13 protein-coding genes are annotated in these 17,304 nt (G+C 54.6%); 10 read left to right on the plus strand and 3 right to left on the minus strand.

Annotation, left to right across the window (positions count from 1 at the left end; all coding sequences use genetic code 11):
• Positions 1-82: 82 nt before the first annotated feature.
• The 3 genes from Poly41_RS12035 to Poly41_RS12045 are packed head-to-tail and all read left to right on the plus strand — an operon-like array spanning position 83 to position 2,894.
• Positions 83-625, plus strand: coding sequence for a rhodanese-like domain-containing protein (locus Poly41_RS12035; RefSeq protein ID WP_146526401.1), 543 nt, complete (start codon positions 83-85; stop codon positions 623-625).
• Positions 613-1,437, plus strand: coding sequence for a sulfite exporter TauE/SafE family protein (locus Poly41_RS12040; RefSeq protein ID WP_146526538.1), 825 nt, complete (start codon positions 613-615; stop codon positions 1,435-1,437). The genes Poly41_RS12035 and Poly41_RS12040 overlap by 13 nt, the downstream gene beginning before the upstream one ends.
• 32 nt (positions 1,438-1,469) lie before the next feature.
• Complete coding sequence (locus Poly41_RS12045; RefSeq protein WP_146526402.1) at positions 1,470-2,894, plus strand: MBL fold metallo-hydrolase; 1,425 nt, start codon at positions 1,470-1,472, stop codon at positions 2,892-2,894.
• Between the two features lie 129 nt (positions 2,895-3,023).
• Here the strand turns inward: Poly41_RS12045 and Poly41_RS12050 are convergent, their stop codons facing one another.
• The 3 genes from Poly41_RS12050 to Poly41_RS12060 all read right to left on the minus strand — a co-directional run bounded on the left by Poly41_RS12050 (position 3,024) and on the right by Poly41_RS12060 (position 7,364).
• Positions 3,024-5,498, minus strand: a complete 2,475-nt coding sequence (locus Poly41_RS12050) for a heparinase II/III domain-containing protein (protein WP_146526403.1) — start codon at positions 5,496-5,498, stop codon at positions 3,024-3,026.
• 20 nt (positions 5,499-5,518) lie between these two features.
• The gene (locus tag Poly41_RS12055; protein ID WP_231615621.1) at positions 5,519-5,737 is read right to left on the minus strand and encodes a transposase; all 219 of its coding nucleotides are present in this window, start codon (positions 5,735-5,737) and stop codon (positions 5,519-5,521) included.
• Positions 5,738-6,599: 862 nt separating this feature from the next.
• Complete coding sequence (locus tag Poly41_RS12060) at positions 6,600-7,364, minus strand: IclR family transcriptional regulator (RefSeq protein WP_146526405.1); 765 nt, start codon at positions 7,362-7,364, stop codon at positions 6,600-6,602.
• Positions 7,365-7,682: 318 nt separating this feature from the next.
• On the opposite strand from Poly41_RS12060, the gene Poly41_RS12065 reads away from it, so the two are divergent.
• The 7 genes from Poly41_RS12065 to Poly41_RS12095 all read left to right on the plus strand — a co-directional run bounded on the left by Poly41_RS12065 (position 7,683) and on the right by Poly41_RS12095 (position 17,252).
• Positions 7,683-8,357: a hypothetical protein gene (locus Poly41_RS12065; protein ID WP_146526406.1), complete on the plus strand. Its 675-nt coding sequence runs from the start codon at positions 7,683-7,685 to the stop codon at positions 8,355-8,357.
• Positions 8,358-8,472: 115 nt separating this feature from the next.
• On the plus strand, positions 8,473-8,799 hold the full coding sequence (locus tag Poly41_RS12070; RefSeq protein ID WP_146526407.1) for a hypothetical protein: 327 nt from the start codon (positions 8,473-8,475) through the stop codon (positions 8,797-8,799).
• A 23-nt stretch (positions 8,800-8,822) separates the two neighbouring features.
• Positions 8,823-9,839: a dihydroxyacetone kinase subunit DhaK gene (locus Poly41_RS12075; RefSeq protein ID WP_231615614.1), complete on the plus strand. Its 1,017-nt coding sequence runs from the start codon at positions 8,823-8,825 to the stop codon at positions 9,837-9,839.
• Positions 9,840-9,958: 119 nt separating this feature from the next.
• Positions 9,959-10,585, plus strand: a complete 627-nt coding sequence (locus Poly41_RS12080; RefSeq protein ID WP_146526408.1) for a DAK2 domain-containing protein — start codon at positions 9,959-9,961, stop codon at positions 10,583-10,585.
• Between the two features lie 18 nt (positions 10,586-10,603).
• The gene (gene lsrF, locus Poly41_RS12085; RefSeq protein ID WP_146526409.1) at positions 10,604-11,473 is read left to right on the plus strand and encodes a 3-hydroxy-5-phosphonooxypentane-2,4-dione thiolase; all 870 of its coding nucleotides are present in this window, start codon (positions 10,604-10,606) and stop codon (positions 11,471-11,473) included.
• Positions 11,474-11,754: 281 nt separating this feature from the next.
• Positions 11,755-15,288, plus strand: a complete 3,534-nt coding sequence (locus tag Poly41_RS12090) for an SUMF1/EgtB/PvdO family nonheme iron enzyme (RefSeq protein WP_146526410.1) — start codon at positions 11,755-11,757, stop codon at positions 15,286-15,288.
• A 173-nt stretch (positions 15,289-15,461) separates the two neighbouring features.
• Positions 15,462-17,252: a cytochrome c peroxidase gene (locus Poly41_RS12095; protein WP_197231248.1), complete on the plus strand. Its 1,791-nt coding sequence runs from the start codon at positions 15,462-15,464 to the stop codon at positions 17,250-17,252.
• Positions 17,253-17,304 lie beyond the last annotated feature (52 nt).

The raw sequence follows: 17,304 nt of genomic DNA on the forward strand, positions 1-17,304 counted from the left end.
GGCGAAGCATTTTGCCAGCGCGGCAGATTGCCCAGGTGCTAACCTCTCGCTGCGGTGACACATTTGACATGGGGAAGAGGAAATGCAGACGATTGATGTGAAGCAATTGGCCGACAAAGCAACCGAGGGCGAAGTGGATTTGATCGACGTCCGGATGCCAACTGAGTTTCGCGAGGTTCACGCCGAGTGCGCAAAAAACGTGCCTCTTGAATCGCTTGATCCGAACGAGGTCGCAGGATCACGCAGTAACGGATCCGCTGAACCCATTTATTTGATCTGCCGCAGTGGGAATCGATCGGCGCAGGCTTGCAAGAAATTCATCGACGCCGGCATCGAGAATGTTGTCAACGTCGAAGGGGGTACGACCGCTTGGGCTGCTGCGGGATTGCCGGTTGTTCGCGGTAAGAAGGCGTTTCCTTTAATGCAACAAGTTCAGATAACGGCTGGCTTTCTAGTCGTGCTCGGTGTTGTACTGGGCTACTTCGTTCACCCCTACTTCGTCGCGCTTTCTGGATTTGTCGGTGCTGGCTTGATGTTCGCCGGTAGCACGGGTTTGTGCCCCATGGCGTCCCTGATCGCCAAGATGCCATGGAATCAATGCGGTGGCGGATCATGTTCGGCCTAGCGATCTTCTTTGGGGCGATCGTTGGCTTCGCCTTGGGATTAACCGGCGGAGGCGGAGGGATTTTCGCTGTTCCGTTGCTCGTTTACGGGTTGTCCGTTGCACCACGCGAAGCGGTTGGGATCTCGTTGGCGTCGGTTGGTGGGACTGCACTTTTCGGAGCGTTGCCACGACTGAGGCGCGGCGAAGTGGAGTTGCGCACCGGGCTGCTGTTCGCGGTTGCCGGAATGATGGGGGCGCCGGTCGGAGCATACCTGTCAAAGCTGGTGCCCGAGCAAATTCTGCTGGTTCTGTTTGCGATTCTCATGCTTGTTGTCGCGTCTCGGATGTGGTCGAAGGCAAAGGATCCAACACTGGCCAGCGGCGTTTGCGTCACCGAAAGCGAGCCGGGTCGTGACCGCAGCGCGTGCCAACGAGACGAAGACGGCAAACTTCGCTTGACTTCGAAGTGTGCTCGACTGCTCGTGTTGGTCGGCCTGATGACAGGGGTTCTTTCGGGCATGTTCGGCGTTGGCGGAGGGTTTGTCATTGTTCCCGCATTGGTGCTGTTCAGCGGAATGGCGATCCACCAAGCCGTTGGCACATCGCTGTTTGTCATCGTCTTGGTTAGCATCAGCGGCGTGGCATCCCATGTCGCCGGCGGCAATCCGCTTTCGATCGACGTTGCGATTCAATTCATGATCGGTGGATTTGCTGGGATGTGGCTTGGCGGCTTGGTGGCTAAGCGATTGAAAGGCCCCACGCTTCAAAAAACCTTTTCCATCGCAGTCGTCTTGGTTGCGATGTTCGTGATCTTCAAGTCGGTTGTTTTGTAACGGAATTCCATTTTCAAAAAGGGAAACAAAGCATGTTGCTCAAGTATTTCTATGATCAAAAACTGGCCCACGCTTCCTACATGGTTGGCTGTCAGCGTGCCAAGGTTGCCATCGTCGTTGATCCAGGTCGTGATGTGGAACAGTACCTCGAGATGGCCGAGCGTGAAGGAGTGAAGTTGGTCGCGGTTGCGGAAACTCACATTCATGCCGACTACGTTTCCGGCGCGCGTGAACTTGCCGATCGCGTGGGTGCAAAGCTGTACCTATCCGATGAAGGACCGGCCGACTGGAAATACCACTACGTGGACGACTACGACAGCGAACTAGTGCACGACGGCGATCACTTCATGATCGGCAACATTCGGTTCGACGTCATGCACACGCCGGGTCACACTCCCGAAAGCATTTCGTTTCTGCTGACCGACCAAGGCGGTGGCGCGGACAAGCCAATGGGGATCTTTTCGGGTGACTTCATTTTCGTCGGTTCGATCGGGCGCCCTGACCTGCTCGAGGAAGCGGCTGGCTTGAAGGGAACGGCCGAGCCGGGTGCTCGCGACTTGTTTAAGTCGGCCGAGCGATTCAAGTCCTTACCGGACTATCTACAGGTTTGGCCAGCGCACGGTGCGGGGAGTGCTTGCGGCAAAGGTCTCGGCGCGATTCCTTCGTCGACCGCGGGCTATGAAAAGTTGTTCAACCCGGCACTTCAGTTCACGGACGAAGAAGCATTCGTTCGCTACATCCTGGCTGATCAGCCGGAAGCCCCGAAGTACTTTGCGGTGATGAAGCGAGTCAATAAAGAAGGACCCTTGATTCTAGGCGCCAACCATCATCACAAGATGCTCGATTCCGGCAAGCTCGCAGATGCGTTGAGTTCCGGGACGGTCATTGACTTGAGGCCATCACCGGAGTTCGCCAAAGCGCATGTTCCCGGCACGATCAACCTTCCGCTAGGCATGTTGTCCGCGTGGGCGGGGTGGTTGGTGGACTACGATCGGCCGACGTACCTGGTCTGCGAACCGGAACAGTTGGAGGAAGCGGCAAGGCTGCTACACAAGATCGGTATCGAAGAAATCAAAGGCGGCTTTGATGCGACCGCGGTACGCCAATCCGGATTGGCTAGCGAAGTCTATGCAACGGGAACGCCCGCAGACCTCGCTGCATCGATTGAAGCGGGTGAGGTGAAGTTGATTGACGTCCGCTCCAACGAAGAATGGAATGAAGGTCACATCGAACAGGCCGAGCACCACTTCCTGGGTCGACTGCCTCAGACGCTCGGCGAACTGCCACGCGACGAGAAGCTGGTTATCCAATGCCGCAGCGGTGCAAGATCGGCAATTGGCGCCAGCGTGTTGCAAGCCGCTGGATTCCGGAGCATCGTCAACCTGACGGGTGGCTACACGGCATGGAAAGCAGACGGATTGGCGAGCGTGAAATCACAGCCTGCCATGAGCGGCTGAGTTGGGATCGGCGTTGTGCGGGCGGGATGGTGTCCCCCGGTGCGCTACCGCGACCGGGGCCTAATGGCTGAAATGCCTGCGGCATATCAGAGAATACAAATCCGTCAGCATTCGTTAGCCCCCCCTTTTTTACTTGTGCTGCAATTTCCAATCCTCGAGCGGCGATGGGGTGGCCCCAATCTCCTTGGGCGTCTTCTCGTCCATCTGGGGGACAAACAAGATGGCAATCGTTTCCCTTTGAGTATCCTCCAGATGGACGGCCAGCTTCTTCATGCCGTCGTTTGTTTCCTGGATGTTGGGGTTTGGGGAGGTCGGCAGCGGAGCTGCGTCCATGACCTGAAACTTCGCGCCGGCGGGTGACAGCAAACGGGCTTGGCAGCGCTGGTTGCCTCGTCGAAGGGTGACAACCTTACCCGAATCGTCGAGGGAGTAATCGGTGCCGGCTGCTCCGTGGGCAAACCACCAGACGTCGCTTTTTTTCTTTGCCGTGAATTCGTCTTGGATCAGGAACGTGGTCCGGTCATCGAACAGTCTGTAACCCCGTTTCACGGACGTGGCGTGTTGGCGGTAGGCGTCGGTCAAGTCGGCGATGGCGAAGACGTCGTCTGGCGAAGTTTCAAAACGTTCGATCTTGGCAGTCGCCTTCGAACCCTGGGAGTACCCGGGGCCGGGATTGAAGACGAGCGTGTTGTGTCCTTCCTCACGGATGCGATAGAACTCGGATCGGGACAGATGGTGTTGGTGGCTGAGGTAGGTCTGATGTTCCGTGCCCAGGTCGATCAGCCATTCTTCGCCGAGGGCGTAGAAGATGAAGCTGCCGAGGTCTTGATGGGCATGGGCGATTCCGTTCCGACCGCACTTGATACCAACGAATGCGGCGTCGCGATCCGTCCAACTGCTGCGCAGGGTTGCTACTTCCGTGCCACGGAAGTATTTGTCGAGCGGGATATCACGGATCGTCGTTTTCGTTTCAAGAGGTTCGTAGTACAGCAGATCTTCCAATCCGCCAGACGTTTGTTGCTCCTGGAAGTACTGGTAGAGCGGGTTCTGAAAGCGGCTGGCAAGATAGAATAGCTGGGAATGCTTGTACTTACCGCCTCCGGATCCAGAGTCGGCAAAGTTGTAGATTCCTCCAAGGGGGCTGACGAGGTAGACGGGGAAGTCGCCTGCCTGGGCAAACCCGGTTCCCTGCAGCGAGTGGATGAATCCGAAATCGGTTCCGAAGGCTGTTTCGAGTCCGCGGAGGTAGGGCACGAGGTATCGCATGGAGTAGCCCCAGTATCCGACTCCTTCCCACCAGGCTCCATCGGGTTCGAAATGTTCCAAGGGGATTTGGATGTACTGAAAGCCCTGGTCGAGAATCTCGGTGCACAGATCGGGCATTTCATCGAGTAAGGCCATGGCGGCCAGGCCGGTACCACCATTGCAGACGAAATTCCAGTTATTCGTCACATGCCGCCAACTCTGCGTGCCTTCGGCCTCGAGCCCCATGTATGCGGCGTAAGAGAGTCGCAGACCGTGGTGATACAGGCCGTCGCGGATGGTTTTTCGCTGCTGCTCGGTCAGCCCCGGATAGAACCAGTCATAGCCGATGGCGACGGCATGCATCATTTCAGCGGTGTCGAGGTAGTGGTTGGGATTCCAATCGGGGAAGGCGACCACCGCCTCCAATTCCTGACAGGCCCGATCGAGCCATTTCTTGTCGCCTTCGATGCGATAGAAGAAGCCCCAGTGGTAGATGCGATTGACGACGTCTCTGGAGATCGACAGCAGGCGACGGCCGTCGGGGAGTTCGTGTTTTCGGACCGGGAGTTTGTAGAGGCGTTCGGCGCTTTCCTTGGCACGGCGGTACCAGGCTTTCCCTCGCTCGTCCGATTCGATGAACTGACGCAGTTGAGGCAAGTCTTCGTCCAGCAGAATCAAGCGGGGGTGGCCTGGACGTAGGTGGTCCAGGTAGTCGCTGCGGTCTGGCTCGGGCACGTATTTTTTCGCCGCGACCATGGGGCGATAGGGTTCCGTGGTGTACTCGAAATCGAGTTCGTCGAGGACCCAGACGGGCTCGTCGGTTGGCTCCTGGTCCCAACCGCTTGCGGCGAAGCGGATGCTGTCAATGTGGTCCCAGCCCTTGGGCTCGCGTGCCTTACCGAAGGAGCGGAAGTGAAGGTTGATCTTCTTCCAACCCTCCCAGTCGACGGTGATCTTATTGGAGTAGTACGAGTTCGTCCCCTTCTCGCGAGTTGAAGGCAAAATCACCATGAAGGTGGCATCACCGGCTTGATTGGAATGGAGCCAGAAAGACATGACATTGAAGGCGGACAGATCGAAGGGGGAAAGGCGGCATTCCAACGTCGGGTTCTTGGTATGCTTTTCCCACTTCATTGCGGCGCCGGATCTTCGCGGGGACGTGACGGGGGTACCGCCACTCCAGAGGCGGGCGTCCTCGAATCCGAATGCCTGCTGGACTTGCAAGGGCAAGCCTCGTTTGACTTGCCGTGCGAGTGGTTGCTTTGTTTCCTCGGTATGAGCGACTGTGGTGGACGCTGCTGACACCAACAGGGCCAGGGTCATGTAACAGACAGACTTGAATTCGACAGCTCTCAGCATCGGTTTCTCTTTTCGCTTCCTTAGAAGAATCTGTGGGTGAATTTTGGCTCAGGCAGCGCGCCAAGGTTGTGATAGAGCGCTGCTTCGTAAGCTTCTTGGGTGCGAAAACCGTAGGATTTTCTGGTAATCAGTTTTAGCTTGTTGTTAAAGCCTTCTACAACACCGGATGACAACGTCCCTCCGGCTCGAAACCAGTTCAGCAGCAATTCGCGTTTCTTGCGGAGCGTCTTGGCAATCACTTTCAAGTACGCCTGCCACATGTCACTGCAAACAATTGGATGTCTGCTCTCCTTCCTATTGAGGATTGCCCAGTCAAACAGAAGGCAGGCTCTGCTGCGGAGCAACCTACCGAGAGATAACTGGGCCAGGAAGGGGAGAGTTTCGGCTCATCCGACGGAAGCGCGCGGAACCCAGACTCGAGGTTTTTTGGAGGTATGGCTCCGGTGTCCAATGATCTCTTAGAAAAGAGTCCCCAACGGACGGTCGTCCGCCGGGAACCGGTAGCACCCTTGGCGCACCGTCGACCGGGATATCCCTTGTCAAGTTGCACCTCTGCAGAGCTCCACTCCGTTTCTCCCGGAAACTGCACGATAAACAAGTGAAAATAGCTCCTGCCAGCAATGATGGGACACCGGAGAGATGCCTCGAAAACCTCCTGCGCACGCTTCCGCCGGATGAGCCAGAGTTTCTCGCTGGGAAAGGGTCGAACGAGCGTGTCTTTCCGGGGTTTCTTTTTGGGCTTCGAGATGGAATGACGCTGAACACCTTCTTTCTGCCCTGAAATGCCTTAAAAAACCGGGGGATCGGAATGAAGATGGCAAAAAGCTACCCACCCATTGCGTGGGAGAGCCAAATGGGTTGGATGAGCCCCTACCGCGGAGCGCCGAGCGAGTGTTTGAGCACCGGCAAAGGCACTCCAAATCACCGATCCCGAGTGCCCAATTTTCGATGGTTTTCACCCACTAATTCGTCCGAGGAGCCCTCTTTTCTTTCAAAGTTAACGCACGGGTTCCAAAACCCAACCTTGTTGCCGGCCTACGTGAATCATCCGGGCTAACCCATGGTAGAGGCTTTATGGCTGTTACGCAAAGTTGTGAAACCTTAAAGCAGTCGCTCTGAGATTTGGTCTGCGTAGGATCGCATCGTTCGCCCCAGGTCGGGGAATGCTTCTTTGGGAATGCGATCCTCGGGTCCGGTAATCCAGATCGCGGCAACGGGACGTTGGTGGCGATTAAAGATGGGCGCACTGACACAGTGAATCCCGTGCAATTGTTCGCCGCGATCCAAACCAAATCCACATTCGCGGATGCCACGCAGTTCTTCCATCAAGCCTCGCTTGGATGTAATGGTTTGCTCGTTGTAACGGACAAAGCGATAGTCTTTGAGCGATTTCGCGAGTTCACGCTCCGTTAGGTAAGCCAACATCGCTTTGCCTGGCGCGGAGACATGAATCTCTAAGCGCACGCCCAAGTCGATGGAGAATTTAAAGGGGTGGGAGCCGAGAACTTGTTCCATGACCACAAATTCGGATTCGACGAGTGTTCCAATCAGCACGGTCTCTTGTACCTCATCACGGCACTCCTGCATGATATCGATCGCCGCGGGCACGATCGGCTTATCCGCCAAGCTCAATTGCCCCATCACCAGCAACTTTCGACTGAGCGAAAAGCGTTTCGCGTTCGCGTCCCGGTTCAAGTATCCATGTGCCAACAGCGTGTTGGTGATGCGAAAAACACTGTTCTTTGGGACGTTTAGGTCCGTCGTCAGTTCAGCGAGCGTCAAACCATCGGGGTGGTCGAGCAAGCGTTCCAGAATCACCAGCGCACGTTCGAGGCTCGGAACCTGGTATCGGGAGTCTTCCTGCATCTATTTTTCTCAAAGTTTTTTGGGGTTCAGCCGCGGCTCAACCAAGTCGCCACGGTCATTCTATATGTAGAACGCTCCGTGGAAACGCCCCGTAAGTCATGAGCGTTGCGATGACGAGGCTGGCTGAAAAAGCAGCTTTGTGCAATCTAATCGGCTGAATTCCCTTGGACAGGGGGCCATATTTTGGAGCCCGCAAAGCTTGACCTTCCTTTTGAGAAATAGTATATATGAAACAGCGTCCCATATGGCAAACGGCCGTTGCAGTTTGCTGCGGAGCGTTTTTCTGACCCGCACCAGCCTGAAAGAGTGAGCCCAACGATGAGCGAATCCAACTCAGTCAACCGTCGAACCCTTCTGAAAACATCGAGCGCTGTGGCCGGCACCTTAGCGGCCGGAACTTGGGCGGCCGGCGGTGAACGCAAGAGTTACACTCGCAATGACTTCTACGACGACGGCGTCTTCAACAAAGACAAAGCTTTCGCGGCTTACTATGAGATGATGGATCGTTTTGGTTACCCGATTTCGCCCATCTTGCGAACCGACCAGTTTTGGACCAGTGATTTCGCTCAAGACGACTTCCTGAATGTCGGCATGGGCGGTGTTTTCTGGGTCAACAACACCGAGCACATGTACTTTGCTCATGAGATCTTTTTGCTGCCCGGCCAAATGATCGTCGAACATTGCCACCGACCTGTTCCAGAAGGCCCGGCAAAAATGGAAACATGGCATGTACGTCACGGCATGGTTTACACATTTGGCGACGATGAGGCGACCAAGGATTTACCGATCGAGCTTCCCCAAAGCCAGTTGAAGGCAGGCGGGATCACTGCCTTGCATTGCACACCGCTGAAACAAGGCGAAATGGGATCACTCAACCGTCTTGAGGCTCGGCACTTTATGATTGCTGGCCCAGACGGAGCAATCGTTTCGGAGTACGCGTCGCCTCACTACGGTGATGCGCTCGAGTTCACCAATAAGTCTGTTGTTTTTTAAGAATCGATTGCGAAACGGTTGCCTGCATTCCTTTCAAGGCGATCGGGGCAAGGGTTCTGCACGGGCAGCCATTCGAATGCTGCTCGGATCAATGATCATCACGAGGAGAAGAATTGTGCGAACGTTACATCACATCGGCATCCCAACCGATCGTGTCATCGAAGGCATGGCCTATCTGGAAGAGGCGGGAGTCCATGTTTCCGATCCCGACCAGAGCCCCAATCGAATTGAGTGGCTTCGGTTTGAGGATCAAAGTGGAATGCCCGAAATGTTAAAGACGATGCCGCACATCGCGTATCGAGTCGACGACTTGGCTGCGGAATTGAAAGACGCGGAAATGCTGCTTGATCCATTCACTCCGATGGAAGGTGTGACGGTAGCGTTCGTGATCGAAGAAGGCGCGCCAATCGAGTTTCTTCAAATCGAAGAGTCGAATTCCTAATCAAGAAGAACGGATAGCGAATCATGACCACTCAAAAATTGATAATGAAAAAGTTCCTCAACGATCCCGAAAACATTGCCGCGGAGCTGCTCGAAGGCTACACGCTCGCTTATGCCGACAAAGTCAGCTTGATGTCGGAGAAGATCGTGGTGCGGACCCATCCCAAATCCAAGGACAAGGTTGCTTTGGTCACTCTTGGCGGCGCCGGGCACGAACCGGCACTGAGCGGATTTGTTGGCGAAGGCATGCTCGATGCCAGCGTCGTTGGTGACATTTTTGCAGCGCCGGGTGCACCGAAGTTGCTCGAGGCACTCAAGACCTTCAACCGAGAGGCAGGAATTCTGCTCGTCGTGCTGAACCACGCCGGTGACGTGATGAGTGCGAACATGGCAATGGAACTTGCGAAACGAGAAGGGTTGAACGTCCGCATGCTGCTGACTCACGAGGATATCAGCGCTGGGCTCGACACCCCGGATGAAGACCGCCGCGGGTTGGCGGGATGCGTTCCCCTTTTCAAAGTCGCGGGTGCTGCGGCCGAGGCGGGCAAGTCGCTCGATGAGGTGCTCGAGATCGCGGAGCGATTCAACAAGCAAATGGCAACGCTGGCGGTTGCGATGACGGGAGCCACCCATCCGCAAAATGGACAAGCTATCTCCGAGCTGCCTGACGACGAGATGGAAATTGGCATGGGCCAACATGGTGAAGCTGGCGGAGGACGGACGAAAATTCTCTCGGCCGACGAGACCGCTCAAAGAATGATCGAGCCGTTGATTTCGGCTGTCGATGCAAAGGCTGGCGACAAGACCATGTTGATTATCAACGGGGTTGGGGCAACGACGCTCATGGAAATGAATTTGATTTTCCGCAAAGCCTATCGAGTCTTGGAGGCTCAGGGCATCGAAGTTATCTCCGGCTTGGTCGACGAAATTCTCACGGTGCAGGAGATGGCCGGATTCCAAATGATCCTGTGCAAGCTGGACGCAGACCATGTTCCACTACTGAAGGCCCCCTGCGATACGCCTTACTGGACCGTGCGATAAGGAAGGAACGGACAACAGAGATCGTGGTGCAGACTAGCAGACTGTGCCACGAATCCGGCACTTGTTGACCGCTCGTTTTCAAGAACCTACTTCATACGAACTGCTTAAGGAATGGATTGATGGCTTCATTCGATTGCCAACGACTAGCGAAAATGACGGCGACCGCACTCGTCTCCCTGAAAGAGCGAGCCGATGAGTTCTCGGGTTTGGATGCTGAGACGGGTGACGGCGACCATGGTACGGCGATCGTCAGTGCGATGACGGCGGTTGACCGTGTCGCACAGCAGGGAACGGAACTCAAGAAGGTACTTGGCGACATGGGCTTTGCGGCCATGACGGAGTCCTGTGGATCAACCAGCACGCTGATCGGTGCTTTCTTCCTGGGCATGAGCGATGGCGTTAAGGGTGAGTCTTTGAACGCTGCGGAAACCGCTTCGATGTTTTCGGCGGGTCTTAAAAAAGTGAAAGAACAGACCAAGGCATCCATTGGTGACAAGACGATGATCGATGCCTTGCAGCCAGCGGTCGACGCGATGCCTGCCAATGCGGAAAACGGGATTCCGGCGATGCTCCAAGCGGCTGCAAAAGCGGCTGCAACCGGAGCGGAGAGCACAAAAGACATGGTCGCAAAATTTGGACGCGCTCGAAATCTTGGCGAGCGAGTCATCGGACACTTGGACGCAGGCGCCGTGTCAACCGCCTGCATGTTTGACGCTTTTGCACGCGGATTCACCGCATCAACCTAAACACATAAAGGAGAGATTATGCCTGAAGCTACCGGTAACCTCGAGGCAGATGATTACGGAATTGGTGTCCCTGTGAAGAAGGACTCGTTCTTCTTGAAAGGACTTGACCACGTCGATTGGGGAATCAAAGATCGCATGGGGCGAATCTTTAACCCCCGCAGTGGCCATACCGTGATGCTGGCGTTTGATCATGGGTATATCATGGGGCCAACGTCGGGATTGGAACGGATTGACTTGGGTATTTTGCCGTTGGTCGAATACGCTGACTGTCTGATGTGTAGCCGCGGCGTTTTACGAAGTTGCATTCCCCCGCAAGTGAACAAGCCGATCTCGCTTCGTTTTTCTGCCGGTACGACGGTGCTGAATGAGCTCAACGACGAATGCATCCTCGGGATCGACGACGCCATTCGCATGAATGCGTCCGCTCTCGCGATCATGGTCTCGATTGGCGGGCAGTATGAAGCCAAAACGATCGAAAACCTGGTCCGCACCGCTGACATGGGCAACCGTTACGGCATTCCGACTCTTGGCGTGACCGCCGTTGGAAAGGAGTTGGTGCGAGATGCTCGTTACCTTGGAATGGCGACGCGTGTTTGTGCCGAAAACGGCGCAACGTTCGTCAAAACTTATTACTGCGAGAAAGATTTCGAAAAGGTCACCTCGGCATGTCCCGTTCCGATCGTGATCGCTGGCGGCAAGAAATTGGAAGAACACGACGCGCTGAAGCTTGCCTATTGTGCAATCAACGAAGGAGCTGCGGGCGTTGACATGGGACGGAATGTCTTTCAATCAGAAAACCCGATCAGCATGATCAAGGCCGTTCGCGGTGTGGTTCATGATGGTTTGACACCGGACCAAGCCTTTGAGCTCTATCGCGATCTGTCGTAGAATCGTGAATCTCGAAGAGGCGAGTTATAAAGGACAACACCCTCCCACTCGTCTTTTTTTGTCAGCTTTCAAAATTAGGGTAGCGAAACTTGCCAAGAGTTTCGGTCTACTGCGTGAATCGTCGAAAGTCTTGCACGACTTCCGCTACAGCACCCACCCTAAAGTTGAATCGGGACAATGCTGCAGCAGGGTGATGCTAGCCTGCACGACCTCCCTAGCCGGAAGGTGATGGGTTGGAGATAATTCAAAGTTGTTAGAACGCCTGGCGAAGGATTAGAAGAATGCATGCTCGAAAGCTGTTGGTGCTCGCACTACTGTTACTGGGTGGTTCGTCGCTATGTGCTCAGACTTGCCACTTGGGTGCTGTCTATGTGGGCGATCCCGCTCATGTTCAAGACTGGACCGGCAGCCTTGCTAAAGCGGCGGAGCGACCTGAAATTTGGCAGATCGATGATCGCGTGCAAATCAGCCGAATGTATCGAGCAAGCCTCGGTGACGGTGATCTTTTTCTGGTCGGTGACCTGATTGCCGATCAGGACTACACGCAAGGCTTTAACGTCAGCGGCCCAGTCAAATTGCGGCTCAACGGAAAGCTGCTGCAGCCCATCCAAGACACGTTCTATTCGCTTCCTTTGCATCAAGGCAGCAACGTGTTTGAGATTCAGGTCGAAAACAAACCCAAAAAGAATCAGAAAAGAGCAGGTAGTGCGGACGTCTTTATCACGCCGGCGGACCTCGACTATGTCTTCACGCCCGTCGCAAAGAAGATTGAATACGCAGAACGAGCGATTGAATTCTTGGGCAGCCAACATGCATCGTATCCTGCTTCCCAATACCTCCAGCAACTTGCTCGACTGAAAAAGGAGAAGGCTTCTGATTCCGACGTTGAAGCGTTGCGTTATGAGGCGTTGGTCGTCAACAACCCAGAGGTTGACTTTGATCAAGTTCTGTTCCGAGCCAGCAAAAATGACGGCATGCCTGCGAATTGGCAAGGAAATGCCAACTACTTGCGCAGCCGAGGGGAGGAAAGACAGCCCAGCTTTGAAGATGAGATTCGAATTCTGGATCTAAAAAGCAAGACATTTGAAACCGTTTTTCAGCCATCGGACAAACGCCAATGCGTGATGGACCTGTGCTTGCACTACGATGCCGACAAGCTGCTGTTCACGGGAATTGACACCGAGAGCAATACGCAGCAAATCCATGAGATCAACATCGACGGGACAGGCGAGCGACGGATCACACCCGTCATGCCCGAGATCGATCATTATAGCGCCACGTATCTACCAAGCGGCAAGCTGCTGTTCTGCACCACAACGCCTCTCAATGCGGTTCCCTGCGTGAGTGGCAACGACTATGTCGGCAACCTGTTTGAAATCGATTCTGACGGAACGGGGATGCGGCAAATCACGTTTGATCAAGAAAACGATTGGTATCCCTGGGTCATGGAGAACGGACGGATCCTATTCTGCCGCTGGGAATACACCGACAACGCGCACTACTTCACTCGTATCCTGATGCAGATGAATCCCGATGGGACCAACCTGCGCAGCATCTACGGGTCCAACTCGTTTTGGCCCAACACGATGTTCTACGCCAAGCAGATCCCGGGGAAAACATCGCAATTCGCTGCGATTTGCTCAGGACACCACGGCGTTTCCCGTGCTGGCGAGTTGATCGTCTTTGACACGGCAAAAGGCGAGTTTGAGGCCGATGGCGTGATCCAGCGGATTCCTGGCTATGGCAAGAAGGTCGAGCCGGTCATCATCGACCAATACATGAAGGACAAGTGGCCGCGTTTTCTGCATCCCTATCCTTTGAGCGAAAACTATTTCCTGGTTTCAGGTCAGCTGAATCCCTCGGAGCAGTGGTCACTTTATCTGGTGGACCGCTTTGACAACATGGTCAAGTTGGCCAGCGATCGGAAGTATTTGTTTGAGCCGATTCCGCTGAAGAAACGTGAGCGGCCTCCGGTCATTCCAGATCGCCGCGACTTTGAAGCGGAAGATGCCACCCTTTTCATTCAAGACATCTACGCAGGGCCCGGCTTACAGGATATTCCGCGCGGCACCGTGAAGTCGTTGCGATTGTTTAACTATGGTTATGCGTACCGATTGCATGGAGGCCATGCTACGCTGGCTGTCGAAGGGGGTTGGGATACGAAGCGTATCTTAGGAACCGTGCCGGTCGAGGAAGATGGCTCGGCGATGATCTCGATACCTCACAGTATGCCGATCTCCATTCAGCCATTGGACGAAAACGGAAGAGCGCTTCAGCTCATGCGCAGTTGGCTTGCCGCGATGCCTGGCGAACGCCTTTCCTGTGTCGGTTGTCACGAGTCGACTCGCACTCCGCCACCCGAACGCATGGCGCTGGCCGCTCGAAAAATGCCACAGAAACTGACCCCTTGGGCTGGAATCGAAAGACCTTATGGGTTTGGTTTCCAGCGTGAAGTCCAACCCATGCTCGATCGCTACTGTGTCGGATGTCATGACGGAACCGAAAGCGATCGACCTGATTTCAAAGACAACTCGCCCGGGCATGCAGGATTCGCAAACTCGTATCATGCGCTTCATCCCTATGTGCGTCGCCCTGGACCGGAAAGCGACATGCATTTGCTCCGCCCCATGGAATACCATGCGTCCACCAGCGAGCTCATCCAAATGTTGGAAAAGGGACATCATGGAGTGAAAATGGATGAAGACGGCTGGAATCGGCTCGTGACCTGGATCGATTTGAATGTTCCGTATTACGCAACTTGGATGCAACAACGAGACAGCGCCGAAGAGACAAGGGTACAAGCAGACAGAACCATTGAAATGAAGCACTCGTTTGCCTGTATCGACGATAACATTGAGTGGATGCCGCAAGATCCCATCGTGCGCCCGGACTTTGTGATGCCAACCGAAGAAAAGGTGGAACACAAACCCCTTCCATTGCAGGGATGGCCGCTCAGCGAAGCCATGGTCCGGAAATTGGCCACAGCGACACGCGAGGAGGAGATCGACGGGCAAACGTTTAGCTTCGCCAAGATTCCCGCTGGACGTTTTGTCATGGGATCACTGACAGGCGCAGCTGACGAAGTTCCTCAAAGTATTGTCGAAATTGACAAGCCGTTTTGGATGTCGGTCAAGGAAATTACGAACGAACAATACGGGCGTTTTGATCCCAAGCACGACAGCGGCGCCATTGACCAACAATGGAAAGATCATATTTACCCCGGGTATCCGGCCAACAAGCCAGAGATGCCGGTGATCCGTATCAGCTGGCAAGAAGCGATGGCCTATTGTCAGTGGGCATCGCAGAAAACGGGCCTGAAAATTTCGCTCCCTACCGAGTCACAATGGGAATGGGCCGCACGAGCCGGCAGTGACAAGCCTTTCCATTTTGGCGAAGCGGGCTTCGAAAACCACGCCAACCTTGCGGACGATTCCATTGGCTTACTCGCTGTTCAGGGCGTCGATCCGCAACCCATTCCGGTAAGCCGGCGATCACCGACAACCGACTTTGTGCCGCGTGACCGAAGCTTTGATGATGGCATCCTGACGCCCCAAGGAACCGGTCAGTTCTCACCCAATCCGTGGGGACTCTATGACATGCATGGAAACGTGGCCGAATGGACTCGATCCGACTATAATGCGTATCCCTACCTGGCCGGCGACGGTCGAAACGCCCTGAATCTGCAAACGAGAAAAGTTGCACGGGGCGGTTCATGGTGTGATCGACCTCATCGGGCGACCACTTCCTATCGCCTGCCCTACCAATCCCACCAAAAGGTTTTCAACGTCGGCTTCCGTGTGATCATCGAACCATGATCGATCGGTATGCTGTGGATGAAGTTCCGACTTTTGTTTGCTGCTGATCCATCCGTTTTGGTCAACCGCAAGGCTGTGCTCCATCCCGCAATGCCAAGACGCAAAACCGCCCTCCCCACTGATCCGAAAACATGAAGATAGCGGCCATCTCTGTGATAGCTTTGTGTTTCACTGTGTCTTTGTTTGCGGTGTCTTTGTTTGCGGCATCTTTGTCTGCGGCCCAAGATTATCTATCGCCGAGCGATTTGTTGCTTTCTCGGGATGGGAAAACGCTCCATATTCTCGCTTCCACGGGAAAGCAACTGATCGATTTTGATCTGAAGGAACAGCAGGTTGTCCGCGCATTGGACTTGCCCGGAGAACCAACCGACATGGTGATGTCGGGCGATGGCAAGACGCTGTATGTCGCCGGTGGAGGTCATCAAGGGCGTGTTTGGATTGCCAACTCGGGCTCGCTGGTCGGTGAGATCAAAACGGGCCACACCCCAATGTCACCCATCGTGTCGCCTGACGGAAAACGGCTGTACGTCTGCAATCGGTTCGACGACGACGTGTCGATGATCGATTTGGAATCAGGCGAGACGATGGCGAGAATTGCCGTTTTGCGAGAGCCAATCGTGGCATCGATCACACCGGACGGCAAGCTGCTGTTTGTCGCGAACCATATTCCAGACGGTCGCGCGGACATTGAATACGTTGCCTCAAAAGTCTCCGTGATCAACACCGAAACCCAAGAAGTCAAGACGCTTCCTTTGGTCAATGGTGCCGAAGGCATTCGGGGAATGGAAATCTCGCCGGATGGAAAGAAGGTGTTCGCAACCCATTTGATGGCTCGTTTTCATGTGCCGACCACTCAGCTTGAAAGGGGATGGGTTTCCACCAATGCGCTCAGTGTCATCGACGTCGCTAGCCAGACACTCGAATACACCGTCTTGTTGGACGATATTGATCAAGGGTTTGCCAATCCGTGGGCCATTGGTTTCTCGGAAGATGGAAAGACCTTGGTCGTCTCCTCTGCTGGAAATCAAGAGTTGTCCCTCATTGACTTGCCTGCCCTGACATCAAAGATTCGTTCTCAGTCTTCTTTGCCTGAGGGTGAAGCCCATCTACATGCACACAATGATTTGTCATTCCTTTCCGGGATGCGAAAACGTGTCAAACTGAAGGGCGTTGGACCTCGATCCTTGTTGGTGAATGGGGATGTCATTTATGTTGGCAACTATTTTTCTGACGCAGTCGAAGTCGTTCGGTTTACATCGGATTGGCAGACCGAGAGTGAATTGCTACAGCTGGGGAAGGAACAGGAGGTTACACCCGAGCGTCTCGGGGAAATGTTCTTTAATGACTCGGCGCTCTGTTTTCAGAATTGGCTGAGTTGTGCGACCTGTCACCCCGATGCGCGAACCGATGCATTAAACTGGGATTTAATGAATGATGGGATTGGCAATCCCAAGAATGTCAAGTCGATGCTTTACGCCCACATCACGCCTCCGGCCATGTGGCTGGGTGTGCGAGCCGATGCCGAGTCTGCGGTTCGAGCCGGAATTCAGCACATTCAATTTGCTGTGCGCCCCGAAGAAGACGCTCAAGCCATTGACGCCTACCTCAAGAGTCTTACGCCGATCCCAAGTCCTCATTTAGTTGAGGGAAAGCTAAGTGATTCAGCCAGACGGGGAGAACAGATCTTTGAACAAGTCGGCTGTGCACATTGCCATCCGGCCCCGTTGTTCACGAGTTCGCGAATGTGCGACGTTGGCTACACGACGGGCCAGGACGAGGGCCAACCGGTCGACGTGCCCCATTTGATTGAGGCATGGCGAACCGCTCCCTACCTGCACGATGGACGAGCCGCGACGATGAAGGATGTTGTCACGACTTTTGAACATGGGAACGGCCATGGCAAGCTATCGATACTCACCGAAGACCAGCTTGATGATCTGGTCGAATACTTATTGTCCCTTTAACAACTGTTTTTTTTGGGTCACCTCACTGTGTGACGACATAGGCCTCAACGGC

Source organism: Novipirellula artificiosorum (assembly GCF_007860135.1).
GTDB lineage: Bacteria > Planctomycetota > Planctomycetia > Pirellulales > Pirellulaceae > Novipirellula_A > Novipirellula_A artificiosorum.